At 39.1% G+C, this 20838-nt stretch carries 14 protein-coding genes and 1 pseudogene; 2 read left to right on the forward strand and 13 right to left on the reverse strand.

Features of this window, described 5'->3' with window-relative positions:
* Nucleotides 1–123: 123 nt before the first annotated feature.
* Nucleotides 124–324 carry a hypothetical protein gene (locus AB2N10_RS14475; protein WP_354623065.1) on the forward strand — a complete coding sequence of 67 codons (201 nt, stop codon included), beginning with the start codon at nt 124–126 and terminating at the stop codon, nt 322–324.
* 273 nt (nt 325–597) lie between these two features.
* Here the strand turns inward: AB2N10_RS14475 and AB2N10_RS14480 are convergent, their stop codons facing one another.
* The 8 genes from AB2N10_RS14480 to AB2N10_RS14515 form a co-directional block, all read right to left on the reverse strand.
* Entirely contained in the window at nt 598–1095 is a 498-nt protein-coding gene (locus AB2N10_RS14480) for a glucose PTS transporter subunit EIIB (protein ID WP_369434012.1), read from the reverse strand.
* A 350-nt stretch (nt 1096–1445) separates the two neighbouring features.
* Nucleotides 1446–4727, reverse strand: a complete 3282-nt coding sequence (locus AB2N10_RS14485) for an FG-GAP-like repeat-containing protein (RefSeq protein ID WP_369434013.1) — start codon at nt 4725–4727, stop codon at nt 1446–1448.
* A 411-nt stretch (nt 4728–5138) separates the two neighbouring features.
* The gene (locus AB2N10_RS14490) at nt 5139–5750 is read right to left on the reverse strand and encodes a hypothetical protein (RefSeq protein ID WP_354623072.1); all 612 of its coding nucleotides are present in this window, start codon (nt 5748–5750) and stop codon (nt 5139–5141) included.
* A gap of 391 nt (nt 5751–6141) precedes the next feature.
* On the reverse strand, nt 6142–7338 hold the full coding sequence (locus AB2N10_RS14495) for a hypothetical protein (protein WP_354623073.1): 1197 nt from the start codon (nt 7336–7338) through the stop codon (nt 6142–6144).
* 64 nt (nt 7339–7402) lie between these two features.
* Complete coding sequence (locus AB2N10_RS14500) at nt 7403–8101, reverse strand: hypothetical protein (protein WP_369434014.1); 699 nt, start codon at nt 8099–8101, stop codon at nt 7403–7405.
* A gap of 63 nt (nt 8102–8164) precedes the next feature.
* Nucleotides 8165–11020 carry a beta-galactosidase gene (locus AB2N10_RS14505; protein WP_369434015.1) on the reverse strand — a complete coding sequence of 952 codons (2856 nt, stop codon included), beginning with the start codon at nt 11018–11020 and terminating at the stop codon, nt 8165–8167.
* A gap of 204 nt (nt 11021–11224) precedes the next feature.
* Complete coding sequence (locus AB2N10_RS14510) at nt 11225–12499, reverse strand: carbohydrate porin (RefSeq protein ID WP_354623077.1); 1275 nt, start codon at nt 12497–12499, stop codon at nt 11225–11227.
* Between the two features lie 478 nt (nt 12500–12977).
* Nucleotides 12978–15239 carry a beta-galactosidase gene (locus AB2N10_RS14515; protein WP_354623078.1) on the reverse strand — a complete coding sequence of 754 codons (2262 nt, stop codon included), beginning with the start codon at nt 15237–15239 and terminating at the stop codon, nt 12978–12980.
* Nucleotides 15240–15598: 359 nt separating this feature from the next.
* Between AB2N10_RS14515 and AB2N10_RS14520 the strand changes: the two genes are divergently transcribed.
* Nucleotides 15599–16366, forward strand: coding sequence for an FCD domain-containing protein (locus AB2N10_RS14520; RefSeq protein WP_354623079.1), 768 nt, complete (start codon nt 15599–15601; stop codon nt 16364–16366).
* 244 nt (nt 16367–16610) lie between these two features.
* On the opposite strand, the gene AB2N10_RS14525 is transcribed toward AB2N10_RS14520, so the two are convergent.
* The 5 genes and pseudogenes from AB2N10_RS14525 to AB2N10_RS14545 all read right to left on the reverse strand — a co-directional run bounded on the left by AB2N10_RS14525 (nt 16611) and on the right by AB2N10_RS14545 (nt 20696).
* Nucleotides 16611–16748 carry a hypothetical protein gene (locus AB2N10_RS14525; protein WP_369434016.1) on the reverse strand — a complete coding sequence of 46 codons (138 nt, stop codon included), beginning with the start codon at nt 16746–16748 and terminating at the stop codon, nt 16611–16613.
* Between the two features lie 125 nt (nt 16749–16873).
* Nucleotides 16874–17491 carry a glycoside hydrolase family protein gene (locus AB2N10_RS14530; RefSeq protein WP_369434017.1) on the reverse strand — a complete coding sequence of 206 codons (618 nt, stop codon included), beginning with the start codon at nt 17489–17491 and terminating at the stop codon, nt 16874–16876.
* Between the two features lie 120 nt (nt 17492–17611).
* Entirely contained in the window at nt 17612–18502 is an 891-nt protein-coding gene (locus AB2N10_RS14535) for a carbohydrate ABC transporter permease (protein WP_354623081.1), read from the reverse strand.
* Nucleotides 18502–19368: a sugar ABC transporter permease gene (locus tag AB2N10_RS14540; protein WP_354623082.1), complete on the reverse strand. Its 867-nt coding sequence runs from the start codon at nt 19366–19368 to the stop codon at nt 18502–18504. The genes AB2N10_RS14535 and AB2N10_RS14540 overlap by 1 nt, the downstream gene beginning before the upstream one ends.
* Nucleotides 19369–19486: 118 nt before the next feature.
* Nucleotides 19487–20696 (reverse strand): annotated as a pseudogene (locus AB2N10_RS14545) (ABC transporter substrate-binding protein).
* Nucleotides 20697–20838: the final 142 nt, after the last annotated feature.

The following is a 20838-nucleotide window of genomic DNA, read 5'->3' on the forward strand; positions in this document are numbered from 1 at the left end:
TATATCACAAAATGATAGTCATTTATTTTTGTAAAATAAATCTTGATCACATCTTTTGAAAGTTTTATAATTGCTTTGCTGTTAAAGAACAGAGCTTATAACAACTTTAAAAGGAGATTTACTATGTTATATTCAATTAAACGTTTATTTACTCGTACTGAAGATTATGCTGGTCGAGATATCGATAAAGTGATTGCTAGTTTAGCGGTTAATTCAGGTACACCAGCGCATGTTTGGTCATATCTTAAAGAGCAAGCTGTTTATGAGAACACAGTAAACGGATTACGCGTATACCCACATGAAGTTGGTAAATATGCAGCTTAATGAGGTGCATAATAGCACTGTGCTGTATAAAAGTAGGAATATGCTGCTCAGTAGATAATTGCCTTAACGCATTCTACTAAGAGCAGCTCACTTTATTTATAAAAAATAAAGTAATCATAATTTAAAACAAGTTAGATAATATAATTTAACCTGTTTATTATTAAATTAAAAATTCTCGAAAGATCCCCTATATAAAATTTTCTACATCACCTCACGACATCTGGTATTTATGTTTACTCAGCGTCGATCTTTTTTAAGGTTATCAAAAGATAATTATAGATTAAGGTAACGATTCATTGCCATTTTAAGATTATCTGATTTACTACCAAAAATAGCGTGGATGCTGTGATCTTGGGCATATACAACGCCAACTGCGCCTAGTTTTTTTAATTGCAATTCATCTATCACTTTTACATTATTAACTTTTACTCTGAGTCGAGTAAGGCAAGCATCAAGTTCTTGAATATTGTTTTTTCCTCCAAAAGCTGTGACGAGATCCTTTGCAAGATCAACATTCGTATCAATCCAATTTGTCATATCTTGGCGATACTTATCGGAATTAATGCCAAATATTGCTTGGGCAACACGGTCAATGATAATAACCCCTTTTGCACCCAGTGCTTTTAACTGAGCTTTATCAACACTTGTTGTGTCTTTCACTGTAACTCTTAGGCGAGTTAAGCATGCATCAAGCTGTTCGATGTTTTGTTTGCCACCAAAGGAGGCGACGAGTGCGTTGGCCATTTCGGCGTTTGAAAGGTTGCTTGTCATAAAATATTTCCTTATATGTATTTAAATAGAGGTTATTGTTCTATGTTTATAACGCTCTGATTGTTGATGTTGTACTTAATAATTTAATTGCAGGATAAATATTAACAAACCTAAACTCTGTAGACCAGTTTGTGGTTTAAATCATAGATTGGAAATTCAAAGTGGTCAATAGGTTGATGACTTCTGTTTGATATTTGTTTGGAACAAGTTATGTAAGGTAAGTTAGCCTAAAAGCGTGTGGGGTTTTCTGCGCAGAACTTAGAGCACATAGTTATTGCAATCGCTATTATATAAACAAGCCGATTACATCAGTAATCGGCTTGTGTTAAACGATAAAAACTGTCTAATTATTAACGTTTTATGATGGTGATGTCACCAGGTGCCCAACCAATACCTCTCTCCTGATGCTCTCCATTTTCAGTATTAAATTCAAAGAATAGAAAGTGGAAGTTACCATCTGGTAGATCGGCAGTAGGGGTTACATTTGCATCAGACAAGTCAAACTCAACTTCAATTGTACCTGATTGTGTACCTGCAGCTATTAAGCCTATGTCGGTTGCAGGAATGTAATCTTTTGCTAGCCCCCAGCTAGAGGTCATTTCACGAAGTCTATAACTGATACCACTGTCATTCACCAGGTCACCTGAACCAGCGTTATAGTTAAAGGTTACAACCATCTTCGTATCTGTATAGTGAGTGGTCATGTATTTGCTATTATCATCAAATACACCACTTTTCTCTTCACGAACCATTACCTTTAAGCTCACTACTTTTTCTACTATTGCTTGTCCTGGTTCAGATCCATTCGCTGTTGCTGTAATCGTCACATCACCCGCGGCGACACCCGTTACTTCGCCATTATCACGCACTGTTGCAACGCTAGTATCACTACTGCTCCAAGTAACTGACATATCATCAGCATCGGTGTCAAAAACTGTTGTTGTCAGCTCTGCTGCCAACTGGATAGACTCGCTTTTGTATAGTGGTTGATCTGATCCTGTAACAGCAATAGCCGATACGTAAATCGGATCATCAGAGACAGTCACTTCAAAAGAGGCCGTTGCAGCGGCGTTCTCAAGTGATGTAATTGTAATTGTCGCTGTACCGGTTTTTGTAGCGCTTGATGTAATAAGCCCCTCTGCATCTACCGAAGCAATGGTAACATCTGATGATGTATAGCTAACCGAATTAATCGCATTAAACGGAGTAAAGATGGGTTCAATTTGATAAGTTGAATCGGTATTAATACGTTTGCTTGTGCGCGATAATGTAATCGCTTCGGGTGTTGGGCTTACAGTATCTTGGCTGTTAGATTTATAAAGTGTGTCCGCAGCAATATCATTAAAGGTGACGGTTTCGCCATTACGCCATGTGATTTTAACGCTTTTTATCGCTGTTTCATCACCTAAACCAAAGTGCATAATGTTAAGCATACTTTGTGAGAACACTTCACCAGCAGAAGCGACACGTTTTACATACTCTTTGCCATTTTCAGTGGTTACAATTACCTCTGCTCCATATGAGTCAATACCTTTAAGTGGGCTGTATTTAACATCGATTAAGAGATAATGACCTGCGTTTTCAATTTGATTTTGGTAGAGGTACCATTTTCCTAACTCATCTGAGCCGTTTAACATATCTACCTTGCCATCGAGATCAAAGTCAAAGGCTTGTCCCATGTCACCATGGCCTTTATCTTCAGGATCGCGCGCACCATGCTGTGTCACCGCTTGGAAGCTTCCTTTACCTGTATTAAGTAATAATACGTCTGAAACACGCTCTTTTAGGTATCCGTAGCGATAAACAAACAGGTCATTGAAACCATTATTATTAAAGTCGCCAGAGGTTACCCCCCACGCGTTGCCACCTAGTGGAATATTCCACTCTTCGGTTGCATCAACAAAACCTTCCTCTGTATTGAGTAATAATATATCTCGACGGTTGTGGTTATTTGGTTCCCAATCGTAATCAAGTGTTGCGACATTATCTAGTTTAAAGGCGATATTCCAGAATAGGTCGCCATCACGTACTGTTTCAGCAGTCCATTTTCCATCTTTAAAGCCGATATATAAACCATTTTCAGTGCGCTCTTCAGGCCATCCTTCTGCATCACCTGTTTGGCTAATGACCACTGAATCAGGTGCATCTCGCATCTCATCAGGGTATTGGTTCTCTTGGAAACCAGTCGCTTTAATGGGAGTGCGAACTTTGTTTTTACCTAGGAAAATTGGGAAAGTACCGTTATAAGTACTACGGTAAACCATATCCATTTCAGAAAATTTAATATCACCTTCACTGGTAAAATTGATTAACGTTGTCCCTTTTTCTGCTTTGTCACGGAAATCGACAGACTGAGTTAATGGATTATAGTCGATAGATTTATTCGACAGCTGGTAGAGCGGCAGGCCGCGGGCTAAATAGAGGTCTGGACGACCATCATTATCAACATCAACGCTGGCTGCGCCAAAGGTATTACTACCGTTTAATACTGAATCCGGTAGTAGTTCTGCACTTACATTTGTAAAAGTAAAATCGCCATTACCTTTCCATAAACTGATAGGGGAGTAGCTAGATACTAATAAGATATCTTCTTTACCATCGCGGTTATAATCAAGCATCAGTACGCGTTCTGCATCAATCTCTTCTAAGCCCGAAACACGCACAGCGGTAAAGGTCTGGTCACCATTATTACGGTAAAATAGTTGTTGAGGTGAAGTTGAATTTGGTGTTTTAGCATTGACTAATAACAGATCTAAATGGCCATCGTTATCAAAGTCAGCCCAACGAGGCGCACGACCACGGGCAGGGGTTAATATGCCTGTTTCTTTAGAAACATTAGTGAAGGTACCATCGCCATTATTTTTTAATAATTCATAGGAACTATCACTGGTACCGTTTGCGCCACCTACCGATTGCATAAGGTCTAAATCACCATCATTATCGTAATCACCCCATGCAGAGCCATGTAGATCGGGTACAGTGCCTTCTCCATAGATAGGATTCATATCGGAAAGGTCACCATCGTTATTGGTCACCACTATTGTAGAGACGAAGTTGTGGTTGTTTAGTGCAAAATCATAATCGCCATCGTTATCGAAATCGGCGACAGCGGGGCCACTATATTTATAGGTTACTGCGGTTGTCATACCGCGCTCTTCGGCGATATCTTTGAACATTGGGATATTAGCATCGACAGCCGTAAATTCGATTTTCTTAACTTCAATATCGCCATCACGTGCCACAAATTTTACCACACGGCTAAGGCCATTATCTGCCGTTTTTGCTGCGCTTGCTTCTGGCAGGTTTAGTAACATGTTGATGGTGTTCTCACCCTTTTGCGGGATATTGACATTATCTAGCACTATCTGATCATCTATAAATACACTTAGGTGAGCATATTCAGTTAATGCGTTAATCGTCAGTGTTAGTTGCTGTGTGCCCTCTTCGGTAAAAGTTTGTAGGGCTTCGAAAGGTTCATAGATACTTACTTTAAACTGAGCTGGGAGTGGCGTTAAGTCACTTGGTGGTGTGTTAGGTGTATCGGAACTAGAGGAATTACAGCCTGCGACTAACGCGACTGAAAGCGATAAAGCCAGATATTTTAATTTGAATTTAGAAAGATGGTTCATCATCAATATAATCCTTTACATATTAGCGTGCAGAAATGAGCTCGAGCGATATCGTTTGCTAAAGCATCACAATTAGGTGGTAGATTAAACAATTCGCCTAACTTTTATTCAATCGTGGTTATCCAATTTGGTGAGTTTGATTGCAATTGGTTTTCCAAAACTGTGATGGCGTTATCTTTTGGTTGTTCAATTTTATTTTTGGTATGGGGTGCTTGAAAAGTAATGAATTTATTTAGCTTAAATATAAATGCATTGTTTACTTAGGGGCTCTATACTATTTAGTGTTGAGACCGTTGTTTCTATATTGAAATGTTGTGTCAGTTTTGATGTGGAATAACGCATGAATAGCTAAAATAGATACTTAAAGAGGGGGGAGATAAACCAGGCTGAAAAATTCAACCTGGTTGATACTGTTTAGTCAATATAATCTATTGAGTGAACTACAATAGTTTGCTCTGAAATTGGACCAACCGAATAGAGTGTAAATTCTGCGATCGTATTGAGTGATAAATCGCTACCTCCACGGTAACCTTCAAGGCCTTTTTTAGCGCCATCAAATAGGTAATTAACCGTTGATACACCTGGTGGCAGATAGATAGGAAGATCTAGTTGATGCTTCGCAGCGCCCATTATTCCTATGTTGTCGGAAACTTTCAACTCAATACGTGCTTCTTCTGTGCCTTTGTTTTCTAACTCAAGCACTAACCCTTTTTTATGGCTCCAGTCATAGTTTCCACTGACAGGATGAAACTTGATACTTGGCCATTTTGAGTTAGCTTCTGACTGCGATACTCTATCAAAGATGATTTCTAATGAGTCGTCTACAACTTTATAACTTGTATATAACTTTGCAGTTTTAGCAAGGAATTCGCCTTCAGTAACGTTGATCTGCACTGATTCAACATTTTCTTCTGCCATTCTGTCGGTTTCAATTATATTGCTATTGTCTGAACTGGTATTTGCACAACCAACCATCATTCCTGCTGTCATTAGGGCAATGGTAAGTTTTTTTTTCATCATTGACATGGTTTATCTCCTTTAAAATTTCCAACAACACGTTGGATAACCAATTTTGATAAGTATACATACCAATATATATATTTTTTGTGATCAGTTTATAATTGTGTGTTATTTGATGAGTTTCAATCACATTATTGAGATGATATTAGCTACTTTACGTTGTCTTTAAGTTGTTTTTTTTGGTTTTTACTTCACTTTTCTTTGCAAATCATTTCAAAAATGTATAAGAATTACACCAGTTTGTGTGAGTGTTTAACCTATTTTTGGTGGGGGGGGAGTAATTGATAGCGAACTAGTGCTTCATACTATTATTAGGTGTTTAAGTTGAAAATTAAAAAGCCGCGCTCGATCTGAACACGGCTAGTATTGCTTGTTAGTGACTCGCTATTGAGCTTAACTATTTGGGTTTATAAACTCGGATCCAATCAACTAACATTGTTGTTTTACCCGATTCATTAGCAAGTTGTTGATCTGTAGGATCTGCTTCCCACCAACTTTGTAGCTCCATGTTAATAATAATATCAGCGGGTTTGTAAAAACCTTTACCTGATTGATAGCTGTAGGGATCGATAACCGATAGCGTTGATTTAGCACTGGCTGCTTTTAATGTTGCAAAGCTAAAGTCTTCATCGCTCACAGCATACTCTTCAGTAACTTGGTAGCCTTTGTCAATAATTATGTGGCCATTATCAGCTGCTGGGTAAGTATAGTGCCACTGATCGTTGATTTTACTAGCGAAGGCATTTTTGTAAAGTACACGCACTAACTCGCCATCAATGTAATATTCAAAGTGAAAAGGGCTTATCCAGTATGTACCCACTTGGATATACTGTCTATCACCACTATTCCAGCCAAAATCACCCCAGCTGGCAAATCCATGAATATCACTTTTCCACCAACTGTTGATATCGCGTGGTTGGTAATCAGTAAAGGGCTTTCGAATAAATGAATGATGGCTTAAATGAATCAATTCAGAGAAATAATCATTACCATTTTCTGCACCAGGGTAAGCTTCTATAATATCGATTTCTTGCGTATCATCTGGACTTAATAACCATACTGCTGCCGCTAATGATACATCAGGTAAGCTTACACTTGCTTCGACATAAGCTGGGTAGACAACCTGTCTTGCGGAGCTAATAACACCTGCATCAACTCCTGGTTTATCTTGCTTACCACTGCTTGCGCTTCGTGATACTTTAAAAGCTAGATTTCCATCCTTAACTGAAACGTGATCATGTTTCCAATAGGTCGAACCTGGGCCATCCCAATCGGCATGGTAAAAGTTATACCATTTATCATTTTCGCCAAAATAGGTTTTTTCAGTTCTAGGCGAAAAGTCATAGGTAAAGTCATCAGACATTGCTGTTACTTCAACCCAGTTTTTACCTTCACCAATCGCTGCAGGAACGGGTAATTGTTGGACGTCACTAGGGTCATAACTTAATGCTTTATAACCATTGCGTGCGATATCAGTAATCGGTGTATTAGGTTCCTCTACCGGTGGAGGCTGAGGAGCTGGGGTTTCGGTAGAGCTAGAGCCACAACCTGTTAAACCAATTGCCAGCAAAGGAAATAAAATTATTTTATTCATGATTTTTTCTCTTTTAATTAACTGCATAATAAAAGAGAGTGCCGATTTGACACTCTCTTTTATCTTATTTTCGTGAGCGTTTGAAGAATAAAAAAGCTCCCATTAGCATGATACCAAAAGTACCGAAAGCCCCACCTGTACGGATAGTTGGTTCAGTTGGATCAACTGGGTCAACTGGATCAACTGGATCAACTGGATCAACTGGATCAGTCGGATCGTCACCTACAGCAACCATGTTATCGATTTGGAATGAAGCTGCTAATGTTGCCCATGGCATTCCGTAAAATTGGATATATTGAATTTTACTAAGATCTACATCTGTACAAGTTGTTAAATCTAAGGTCATAGTATCCATTTTAGCAACGGCAAAACCATATTGCTCTAAATTACAAACTGCTGCATTTACATCTTCAAGTCGCAAAGCAAAATCAATTGCTGCACCAGATGTGTTGTAAACATCAAACTTAATTTCGTTATATTTACTTAAATCAAAGCTTGTTCCACCTAATCCACTAAATCCTACTTTTTGGTAGTCAGTACTATTAGCTGCATTGAACTCAATATCCCAAACCTGACCATCTGCCGAAGTAAATCCTGCATTTGCAGCAGTAAGATCATATGCAGCCCCATTATTTACATAAGCAACCTCATCAACAGGTTCAGCAATTGTTCCTTCAAATGTATTAATTACAGTGGTTGCAGCCATTGCTGATGTAGATAACATTGCTAGCGATATTGCTGAGGTTAATAATGTTTTTTTCATTTGTATATCCTTATATATGCATTGTTGATATGCCGCCTAACAGCTAGACGACATTTGTTTTTACTATTTAGAAAATCGATTTTGGTATAAACCTTTATTGAATGCTTTTGCCGCTTCAATTAGTTTTGTATAGGGTTGGTCAGCAATGGTGACAAAACCTACGTTGTAGTTTTCGCCATCCCACGCTCGGCCAGTTGCGGGTGAATCTAAGTATTGGAACCAATGTGCACCAACAAAGTAAGGGTTATCCACTACACTTTGCATGTACTTGGTATACATCTCAGCACGTTCTGCTTGGTTTGAAGCACTTACAATACCACCATGGAAAAGACCGGTATCTGTCGAACCAAAGTGGAACTCACCAATCACGCTTGGTTTATCAATTTTTGCTAACCACTTTTTAAAGTGCGCTTTTTTAGGATCGTTGAGGTCGTTTGCATAGAGGTTATAACTCATCACATCGACGTATTTTGCCGCCCCTGCTGCAATCTCTGGCGTTACACCCCAGTCTGCAAAGCGAGCCCCTAAATACATATGATTAGGTAAAACACGATTTAACTCAGCGTCAACAGTTGAAAAATATTTCTCTGATAATAGTGTTAACATTGCAGAGTAATCATTTTTCATACCTTTGTTTAACTTTTCGCGATGATCAAACGAAGTATCAAACTCCTTCCATGAACTAACGTTGGTATTCCATGCATTGTTCAATGCTTTGATTGTTGTATATTTACCTTTTAGATAGCTTGAAAATGCCGCTTTTGCAGGGCTCTCTTTTACATTATAAGATAGGGCATTAATGATTAAACCAAAGTGGTTGGCTTCATTAAGTACGTTACCCCAGCTGATCTCATTGTCGACAAAGATACCTACTAACCACGGGTCGTTTTTATCAAGTTGTTTAGCAAGTCCTTCTGCCATATCGCGCGCACTTACTTTAAACTCAGGGTCGAATGGATCATGAATCGGTCCCCAGTAGTCGTTACCGGTACTAATTCGCGCATGCTTGCCGTTGATCCAACCGTGTGCTTCATAAGCAACTTTTGTTGTGCCATAAAAGGCAGGATCAATCCAGTTTCCTAGCGTTGTAAAGCCCCATTCTTGCATACGATCTAGCGTTACTTCGCGCCATATTTTCATCGCTTTTTCTTTGTTGGTATCATATTTACGCATTAGATTTGCACGATAAAAACTGAATACTTCACCTTTTTGTACCGCTCCTGAATGGACATAGCCAGCATAGTCATAGCTTTCTGCTAGAGGATCTGAATATTCAGGTAACCATTCAAACATTGAACGACGTAGTTCAGATTTCAACTCAGCGCCTTCGCGTTTTTCAGGATTAGTAAAATCAATACCAGTTATTGTAACCGTGTCATCCATACGGATGTTATCAAGACCAGTCATAAAGAATAAGCAGCCTTCAGGATCAACTAAATTCCATTGACCATCGGTTTTTTCTGTACGGAAGTGACCGGTTGCCTTTAAGCGAGGCCCATCAGCCCAACCTCCAAATTTACATCTGCCTTGCATTGGCTGCGATTTACCAATATTGGCGAGCTCTTCTTGACCTTGTGTACGTAACTCTTCAACTGACTTGATTTTTTCGTTCCAATCATCACCTCTAAATTGACCAAATTTATCCACAAGGCCTTCATAACGGCTTGTATCTGCATCAATATTTGTAATTAAACGAATAGAATCGACTATAATTTCAGCGTCTTTTGTTGGGTTTTGAAGATAGAGCTGAATCGAAACAATGTTTGATAGATCTAATGATTTTTCACCCCAACCGTAACTAATTGCTTGTGCATTGTATGATTTTTTTGGCGGTTCACTACGCATGCCTGAAACAATTTTTCCGTCTAATTGACTAAGTGGCATGTAGTAGGTTGCTTTCTCATGTGGTTGTAGTGTCATATAGCTAGAGATACTATCTTTAACACCATCTGCTGTGCCGCCCCAGTTTTTGTTCTCAGCTTGATCCACGCGTAGAAACATTTGTACTGCATCATCGGTTGGATTTTCAATTTCAAAGGCTAGGCTAAAGTTATCTACGACAGACCAGTCCCAAGGTTCTTGTGCTTTGAAGGTAACATTAGGGTAGTCATCAGTAGCCGTGAATTTTATGTGTAATCCCTGACCTTCTTGTGTTTTTACTTTATTGATATTTGTAGCAACACTTCGTTCTGTGTCTACGAAACTGAGTTCACCATCATCAAATTCAGTGATCATTTGTAGCGTTGGAATAGAGCCCGCTTCAATTACTTTTTCTTCAGCAGAGATAAAGTCACCAGTCGCATCGATAAGTTCGAAATTATCAAGGATCACTGTTTGAGCGTCTATTGGCCCTTGTACAAAGACTTGCAGTTCAGCAAGTTTACGTAAGTTGAGGTTTTGCCCATCCCAGTAACCAGGTAGGTTGCGTTTACCACCGTTGAATAGCATTTCTACTGTTCTTGTTTCACCCGCAGGAATCTGTGTCGCATAGTTTAGTTGATTTGTTGCAGCACCCATTTGACCAACGTTATCGACTAATTTGAAAATGATATAAGCTTCTGTATCTGTTGGATTTGTGACATCAACTTTAAAACTGCCTTTGTTGTTCCAATTCCAAGGTTCACCTTGTGGGAAAAATTTTGCATTTGGCCAGTATTTAAATTTATTCGCTTCAGACACCGCTTCAAAATTAATTTGAACCGCATTTTTGCCTGCTGTTACCCCCGATTTAGAGACCAATTCCGCACTAGCATGTGATGTTTGAGCATTTGACAAAAAGGATGCTGTTTCAAAGTCTGGCAGTGAAGTTGCAGTATTGCTTGACGCATCTATTGCCGTATTTTTGGTGTCTGTTGATTGACAACCAACTACACCAAGTAAAATTGCTGGTATAACCAACGAAAGTTTATTTTTAATCATGATTTATCTTCTTAATTGTTACAGCATGTACGTTAATGAAATTGAAGAAACCTATTAACGTTAGCTTTTTGCTAAAACACTTTGCCACTCATTTAATAAGCGCCTTGAAGTTGAGGAAAAAGCCCGATAAAAGTGTTTATAGGGCTTTAAGGTTTTAACTAAGGGTAAGTCACTATTATTTTAGGATTTACCATAGCGTAACTCTTACCACCAAGCTTCAAATTGAGCGCCATAGGTTACGGCATCGTGTTTACCCATTTTCACATCGCCATCTAATCCCCAGCGGTCATAAACTTTAGTTTCGACATCTTGTTTTGCATAGGTTACAAAGAAGTGAATAACAGGACGATCCCAGAAGCCACCACCTATGTGTAAGTCTTGACTAAGTGTAACTTTATGGCCTTTGTTTTTCCCATCATCACCGGAGTTTACAGCAGTAAAATCGATCATTTCATAGCCAAGTTCAAGCTGTGTAGAAGTGCGTGTATTCCAGTTATAAGTATTTCGAACTACAAATGTATCCCAATCAGAATCGATTACTTTCATACCTGATTCATCGCGAGATTGTTGGTCGTATCTTGCTGATTCATGTTGCCAAATATATGAAACACTGAAAGCTTGGTTGAATGCATGGTAACCTTGCCAGAAACCACCGATTTGATACTCTGGTAAAGGCTCCCAACTACGTGTCATTGAACCTGATGCGTTATTTGAATAACGAATGAATAATTCGTTATAAGAGCCCCAATCTCCTAAGCGGAATTTTACAGCACCTTGATAAGCATCACGCTTATTTTTCTGTTTGTTTTCACTATCTGGACCTGATGGAGTACCAAAGTTTGCATATAGATTCATTGATAAGTCATCAAGTAGTTTGATGTCTGATAATGAAGAACTAAATGCCATTAACTCACCAGCACCATCTGCAGGCGCTTCAGCATAAAGGTTGCGTGTAACACCAAAATGAAATTTAGCAAAACCGAAATCGACGTTTTCAATACCAAAACCAGAACCATCATTAGACATTGATTGTGAATCTGTTAAAAAGGTTTCTACACGGTTGAAGTAACGCTTACCAGCCCAGACCGTTGCACTAGGGTTTGAAGGAATAAGGCCTGAACCTTGTGTATAAAGCTCATCCAGATCAAGGTCTGTTCCATACACAACATTGGCTTTTATGCCCCAATCCATATCATTTGTTGTTTCCCAACCATGAGCGATATGCATCTCTAACCAGTTTGCTTCATTACCAAGGCGGCCACCTGATGAGTTAGTGTAGGTATTGCCTGGTAAACGGAAGATATTCATACCATTATTCGCCCAGTCATAACCCGATTTATTTAAGATATCATCACTCGTAGTAGCCATGCCTCCTTTTGCGTAACCATGGTAACTAAAGCCTTTGTCAATTGCTTGAGCCGAAAAGGCAAGCATTATTCCGGAAAACAATGCTGAGTATTTTAAAAGGTTGTTTTTCATTTTTCGTCCTTAGATAAATGATGAAGTAAAGTTATAAATAATCGATTTCCTAAAATAGGTGTTTATTTATGGGGGTATTTTAAGGAATGGACAACCAATTTACAGTGATAGGTTTAACACTTTGGTTATATTATTAACCCTTATTATTTGTAGGTATATATTGGCTTTTGTTGTTCTTGTGCAATAAAGCATTGTTTATCAGTTGTTTAGGGCGTTTTGTTGGGTTTTTATACTTTTGTTTGTTAAGTGTTAATATTCATAATTGTGCTATGAATCACGAATTGGTAAATGATTGTTGTTTGTTGGTAGTTTGCCACTCTCTTGTTGGTAGTTGAATGGATGGTTATTTTTCCTTCGTTTTCTGTAAGTTGTTGAAGTTGAGCTTGTTTTTATGTTGCCCTATGTCCTTGTAATTGGTTGAACTGTTTGCATTTAAAGAGTGTGAGTATATTTACCCACACTCTTTATTGATAATATGTTATTTATAACGGCGAGGGTACATCTCATTATGTAGGCGTTTTGCTGCTGCTACCATAGGTTTATAGGGTACATCTGCAATAGAAACAAAGCCAACATTATAGTTTTCCCCATCGTAAGAACGGCCTGTTATAGGAGAGTCAATGTATTGAAACCAGTGAGCACCGACAAAGTAGGGGTTATCGATGACAGTATGCATATAATCTTCATACATTTTACTACGCTCTACTTGGTTGTCTGCACTCACTAACCCTGGATGATATAAGCCAGTATCTTTAGAGCCAATATGGAACTCGCCAATAATGCTGGGCATATCGACCTCTTCTAAAAAGGTCCACTGCTGTGGATGTAAGCCCTCTTTGTAGTAGTTGTAACTAATCACATCACAATGTTTTGCAGCGGCTCTCACCACATCGGGGGTCATACCCCAATCTGCAAATCGTGCACCTAAATAGAGGTGGTTTGGTAGCTGTGCTTTTAATGACTCGTTAACCACTTTGAAATACTCTGCAGCGTAGATCTCTAATAGCATGCCGTAATCTTCTAATTGTGCTTCGTTATGGGCTAATCCTGAGACCCCTTTTTCTATCACTTGCCAGCTTGAAAATGCCGTTGACCAACTACTATTTAATTGCTCAATGGTGTGGTATTTCTCTTTCAGCTGTTGTGTAAATACCGTTTTAGTTGGTGAAGTTTCATCATCAAGGCTTAAGGTGTGAATGGCAATACCGTGCTGGCCTTCGATAGTGCCCATGCGCCCCCACGATTTTTCATTATCGATGAATATCCCCACACACCAAGGAGAATCTTGGATCTCCTCCTTAATTTGAGCAACGGTCACTTCAGCGCGCTCTCTAAATAATGGGTCAAAGGGATCAGGCAGTGGCGACCAAAAATCATCGCCACTACTGACGGTTTTAAAGTTACCAATTATCCAACCATTAGCAAAAAAGGCGACTTTTTCATTGCGGTAAAACTCAGGTGCAGCCCAGTTGCCCAAAGAGGTAAAGCCCCAGTTGATCATACGGTCAATGGTGACGTCACGCCATTTTTGCAGGTAATTTTCAGTGCCATATTTGCGCTCTAAATTGGCGGAGTAGAAGCTGAAGGTTTCGCCGTGGTCTAGTGCGCCATCAAAAAGTTCACGCATATAACCATAATGTTGACCTAATGGCTCATCGTATTTAGGCAACCAATTAAAACAGTCACGGCGCACTGCACTGCCTACAAATGCCGTTTCTTTAGCTGCATCAGAAGCAGTGATTTTTTCAATCGAATCTTCAGGTGTTAAATCATCCGGATGACGTTGTTCGATAAGCGCTTGATCATAATCGATGCCGGTAATGGTGTATGCGTTCGCAAGGCGAATAACATCAATACCGGTTGCAAAGTAAGGGTAGCCCTCTGGGTCGATCAACGACCATTGGCCATCAAATTTTTCTGTTCTAAAATAGCCTGTTGCTGTAAATTTTTTCGCACCGGTATAACCACCAAAGCGTGAGCGGTTAGTGAGCGCTCCCTCTTTTAGCTCTGCTAACTCCTCGTTCATGAAGCGAGTTAATTGTGCTTCATCGTGTACTTTTTCAGGATATTCAAACTGTGCATTTTGACCAAACTCATCGATGATATTGGTGAGAAACTCAGGGTTAACATCAGGGCTTAGCATTAAGCGAAATTGGCTGAAAATAAGGTCATGATCAATCAACGTTCCGTGGATACTCAGTTCAATAGACGCAATTGCTGTCAGGTCAATATTCATTGACCCCCACATCCAGGTTGCATATTCAAAGGGGCTAGACCATGGTGCAGGGTTGGAACGAAAACCTGAATAATAGTTAGTGCGGCCTGTTAAATATTCACCTTTTAATTCAACAAGGTAAGTATTTTTTGTTGACCCTTTTATATTAATACTACGGCTATGCATGGTGCCATTTTTATCGAATATATTGATAAACACCTGTGTAGAGCGTGCTCCGAGATTGTTTGCATCGAAGGCAAAACAGAAGTTTGTTAATTGGCTCCAGTTCCATAAAATATCGTTTTGAGGCTTTAAAAAAACAGAGGTTTTAAAGTTTTCTTTACTTTGAGTATGTATTTTTAAACCATACTGCTGCTCATCATGTTGAGAAACAATCGGCGTGATTTCTGCATCTACATTTGAAAATGAAAATTCGTTGGGCAGTTTTGCATCGTTAAAATCAAACAGAGTGACTGACGTGTCAAACTCTGATCTTTTGATCGCATCTTGGGTTGAGATTACCATTATTTATTTACCTATGATTAATTGTCTTATCCTTTATTGATTCTAGACCAATTGAGTGTGGGTGTTAACCAATTTTAAAGGCTAATATATGATCTGACTCGCATCATGACGGATTAATCACCCTGTAATGCTGTTAACATTTTTATCCATATTTTTGAAATTGTTATCACTTTGCCATTGGCATAGTTTGTAATAAAAATAATGTTGGAAAATTCACTATTTTAACCCTGAAATAAAGGAATAATTTTTTGTTTTGTGTGCTGACAATAACTCACCTATTGCGCTCTATTAACAATGGGGTAGACTGGCATTATGAAAACAGTTTACGTTTATTAAAAATTATAAATGGTGGTTGATGCATGGATAAAGTAAATACTAAAAGACGTTATTACGATATTGGTTTACAAATTGAAGGGTTGCTCTATTCTGGTGTTTTTCAAGCTGGCGAGCGACTGCCATCAGAGCGCGAATTAAGTGAAAGATTTGAGACTAGTCGTGCAACCATTCGAGAAGCAATTATTATGCTTGAATTGAAAGGGCTCGTTGTTGTGCGTCAGGGGGCAGGAATTTATTTTATTGATTCGCCAGATAAAATCACTAACCGTTCTTTTATTCCCCATAGTGACATTGGCCCCTTTGAATTGTTGCAAGCGCGACAAATCATTGAAAGTAATATAGCTGCGTTTGCGGCAAGCCAGATTAAAATTAATGAACTGCGTGAATTAAAGAGAGTACTCGACGCTCAAATTAATGAACTCGATGGTGACAGCGAAAAATTTGAAGAGTTAGACCGTCAGTTTCATAGTTTGATTGCTGAATCAACACAAAACAGAATGTTGATTAATCAAGCTAATGAGATGTGGAAATCGGTTAGAACTAACAATCCTCTTTGGCGTGAACTTAATAATCAGTTTCTCCATAATATTGAATTAAAAAAGATGTGGCTCAATGATCATAAGCGTATTCTTTTAGCATTACAAAAAAGATCTTCTGAAGAAGTACGTCAAGCGGTATGGCAACATATAGAAAATAGTAAACAACAGTTAATGAAAATAGCAGGTAGTGATGTAGAGAATGTAGATTTAGAGGATTACTTCTTTAGCTTAGATCTTGACATTGAAATGTGATACTAATCTGGAGAGATATTAGGTCCATTTTTTGCTATTAGATAGCCACGTTGCATCCAATCGCAATTATTCAATCACAGCTATAAAAGTAAGTGAATACTTGCTTTTATAGCTAAAGGTTAGCCTATTTTAAGCACGGCACCCGATGAGGTTTTATATTTCCCGCCACGAAGTGCACAGAAAAGATATTCTGGTTTACCATCACGCATCAGCAATTGTGGACGTTCAAAGCGTCCTTCATGATCTAACCGGTTAGTTGTTCATCGAAATAGTGGTGAGAGTTCATAAATGATATCGTCGGTTCAGACCAATATATTCCATCTTGTGATTCAAAATAGAGCCCATATTGGTGATTCCAAACACCCATGTCGCGCATAATCATTTTGAATTTTCCATCTTCTGACCAAACATAAGCATCTTCACTTTGTGCATAGCCTCCTTGTGCGCGTAAATCAATGATAGGCTGCTCTCTTTTAATCCAAGGACCCGCTAAACTATTTGCAACAGCTAATCCATATTGTCTATTTGAGCGTTTCCAATCTCCCTCCTGGAGGTCTTTTTCCCAATCGCTAATTGACCAACTCTTATAATAGAGCCATAACTCCCCATTAGGGTGTTGCAGTAAAGCGGGGTTAGATGTACATATTGAATCCCATGCATTACGATCTGGGTTGTTTCAATAATAGGGGTGTCACAGCGCTTCCATGGGCCATAAAGTGAATCTGAGGTTGCCATACCAATACGCTTACTGTAAACGCTGCCCTCAGTGGTGCCGATATAAAACAGTGCATATTTATCACCAATTTTATGAATGGTTGGGTTATGGCAAGTCATTGAATCCCACCAGTCACCGCCTCGCCCTGTAAGTGCGATATCTACGGTTTCATAAGGACCTTCGGGTTTGTCGGCAATAGCATGTGCTATTTCACAACAGGAAAGCCAACCAAGGTGGGTTGCTTCATTTTTCCAGCGTGAATAAAAAAGATGAACTTTGCCATCAGGGCCATATATCGGAGAGCATCCCCATACATTATTATCTTTATCTTCTAAAATACGGCCAACACCTGTGAGTTGATAACAAAATTCAGAAATAATTGCAGGTTTATTTTCAGTGATCGATAACATTATCTTCTCCTGATCAGAGTGATTAAAAAGGTTGTGGGATTACTGTTGTGTGGTTGTGAATAGCGCAGTGGTATTGTATTGAAAATGCCTCTCACATAGAGAGGCATTGAATAGAGGGGATTATTTAACAGCGCCTGCTGTCATACCATTAACAATCTGTTTCGACAATGCGAAGAATAGTATTAGTAACGGTAACGATGCAAGTACCGCTGCTGGGAATAACTGTGTCGGATCAACCGAGTAAGTTCCTAACAGTCTTAATACAGCTGGCATAATTGTTAGTTTAGTCTCAGTGGTGATGTAGATAAGTGGGTTAATAACATCATTCCAACAAGATAAAGTCACAAATATTGCAAGGGTACCCGTGATTGGTTTAAGCATTGGGAAAATGATAAACCAGTATGTTTGTAGGAAACTAGCACCGTCAAGGCGTGCCGCTTCTTCTAACTCAACCGGAATCGCTTTGATAAAGCTGGTATAGAAGAAAACACCTAATGGTAAGTTACCTACACTATAAACAATAATTAGACCAATAGTTGAATCAAGTAGCCCTAAATCACGCATAAATAGGTAAAGTGGTGTTAGTGCTGCAAAGGGTGGAATAATCATACCTAACATAAAAAATATGTAAGCAAAGTTTGATATTTTGCCACGTAGTCGTGCTAACGGGTACGCCGCTAGTGAAGACAAAATAGCAACCACAACAATGGTCGATACGGTAATAACGATGGTATTAAAAACAGCACCAAAGTAGTTCATTTCGCCAATGACGTTAACGTAGTTTTCCCACTGTAGAGTATTAGGCAGACCAAGCGGGTCCATCATAATCTCTTTACGTGTACGGAAAGACATGAAGAGCATGTATAAAACGGGTGATACGATAACAAATGTAAAAAGACCCATTAATGCAGTTAAACCACCGATTTTTAAGCGACGCGTTGTAAATAGGTCTTTTATTTTTTGACCAGTGTCTGTGCTAGATGTAGCTGGGTTAGTGATTGTAGTGTTCATTAGATACGATCCTCTCTTGCACGTAGGTAACTGTTTTGAACTAATGTGATGATGCCAACGAAGCCGATCATAACAACTGAAAGGGCGGCAGCCATACCATATTTAAAGTCTTGGAAAATTAAGTGGAAAATTTGTAATCCTAGCGTCATTGTTGCGTAATCAGGACCACCGGCTGTCATGATAAACGGGAATTCGAATGATTTAAGTGTACCAATCGTTGCGAGTGTTAAGTTAACCGTGATTGCTGGAGCCAGTAAAGGGATATCGATGTGCCAGAACGATTTCACCGCAGATACACCATCTAGCTTTGCTGCATCTTTAATTTCTGAAGAGATACCTGCATAACCCGCTAAAAATATTGCAGTAGAGTAACCAACAAACATCCAAACATGTACTGCTGCAACTGAAAAGATTGCAATTGAAGAATCACCAAGCCAGACCTGTTGTAGGTTGTCCATACCTAAAGCAACAAGGGCTTCATTTAGGCCACCGCCTATTGGGGCGTATAAATATTGCCATATATAACCCGCAATAACTAAAGAGAGCATTGATGGCACAAGAAGAGCTGTTCGTAAAAAATTACGGACAACGGGTAAGCTGTTCAAAATGGCAGCGAAAACAAGCCCTATACCATTTTGGAAAACAACGACTACTACGCCATAAACTAATGTGTTTTTAAGGACTTGAATATAACGTTGGTCTTGGAAAATCTCTTTATAATTTTCGAAGCCTATCCATTTAGCTTCACCAACCCCTGCATACTCTGTCATCGAGAGAGAGAAGCCATTCATAACTGGGTATATCATGAAGATAACATACATTAATAGCGCTGGAATTAGCAGATAGAGTCTTTTATCAATTTTCACAACCATTTACCTTTTTAATAATAATAACTAAGTTAAAGGCAGCTAAGCGTGCTTAGCTGCCGACAGATTTAGCGTTTAGCTATATCTTTTTTCACTATCTCATCCCAACGTTTTAAGATTACATTGTAATCTTGTTCGGGTCCAACATGAACGATACGATATCATTTACCATGTCTCGTGTTAAATCTACAGGTAAAGCGCCAACAGGGAAGGTGACATAATGTAATCCATCACGAGCTTTAAGGTAATCACCCGCTACAGATTCAGGTAAACCAGAAGTACCACCTGCAAGTGACGTTAGGCCTGTATCTGCTTCTAAGAATACTTTAAGATTTTGATCGTGAGTCCAGAAATCAATCCATTTTTTAGCTGCATCAACATCTTTAGCAGCTGTTGGAATTGCCCAACCTGGACCAATGTAATCTAATGTAACGCCCGATGAGCCTGTTGCCGATGGGAATGGGTGAACAGAAAAATTCTCTGGTAAAGAGTCGTTCATAAATGGAGTTATATTCCATAGACCTTGTGGTAACATCGCAACTCGACCTGATTGGAATGTCGTTAGACCAACAGACCATGGATCCGTACCAGCAGAGATTTTAGGATCAAAACATTTTGCGTCAATCAATTTACGGAATGATTCAAATGCCGCTTTCATTGCTGCGTCATCTGCAAATTTGATATCACCGTTGTTGAATTTAGCTAGGCGATCTTGGCTTGGCACGTCACCATCAGCAAGACCCATTGCTAAGAAAAAGATATATGGAGTCCAACCGCCATTGCTTCGCTGGTAGTACCAAAGGTTGAATGCCTTTAGCATTTAACGTATCACAAGCAGCTGTGAAGTCAGCAATCGTTTCTGGATAAGCTTTTATACCAGCTTTAGCGAACAGGTCATCATTTACATATACACCCATTCCTGATATTTGCAGCATTGCATAATAAGTTTTATCATCAAGACCTAAGTAAGGGCGTAAATCAGGTTGGATGCGTGATACAAAAGATTGGTCACCAATATCCATCAGCTGGCCATTACCACCCCAGTGAGTGATGAAATCTTGGTCAACCATGATCACATCTGGAGGAGTTCCTGCTTGGAAGCGTGCAGGGATACTTGTTACCATATCATTACGTGACATATAGTTTAATTTAACTTTGATATCTGGGTTTTCTTGTTCGAATTTTTTAATGAGTACTGGGAAGTTAGCAACTTCAGTACCGGCTCCTTTCCAACTTGCCACCTCAAGTTCTACTTTTGCAGCAAATGCAGAAGTGGAGAGTGCTAAAGCAGTGAACATAGCTAATTTATTGAGTTTCATTTTTACCATCCTTTATTAACCCAGAACCAAATAGTGGCGCTGGAAGTTTTTGGTTGTTGTGAGTGTCACTATAAAAATTGGCTTACCAAATTTTTGCTAAGGTTAACAACTTTCCGCGAAAGAGAATGTGATTGGGCTCAAATTAAGTGAC

Source organism: Psychromonas sp. MME1 (genome assembly GCF_041080865.1).
Lineage (GTDB): Bacteria > Pseudomonadota > Gammaproteobacteria > Enterobacterales > Psychromonadaceae > Psychromonas.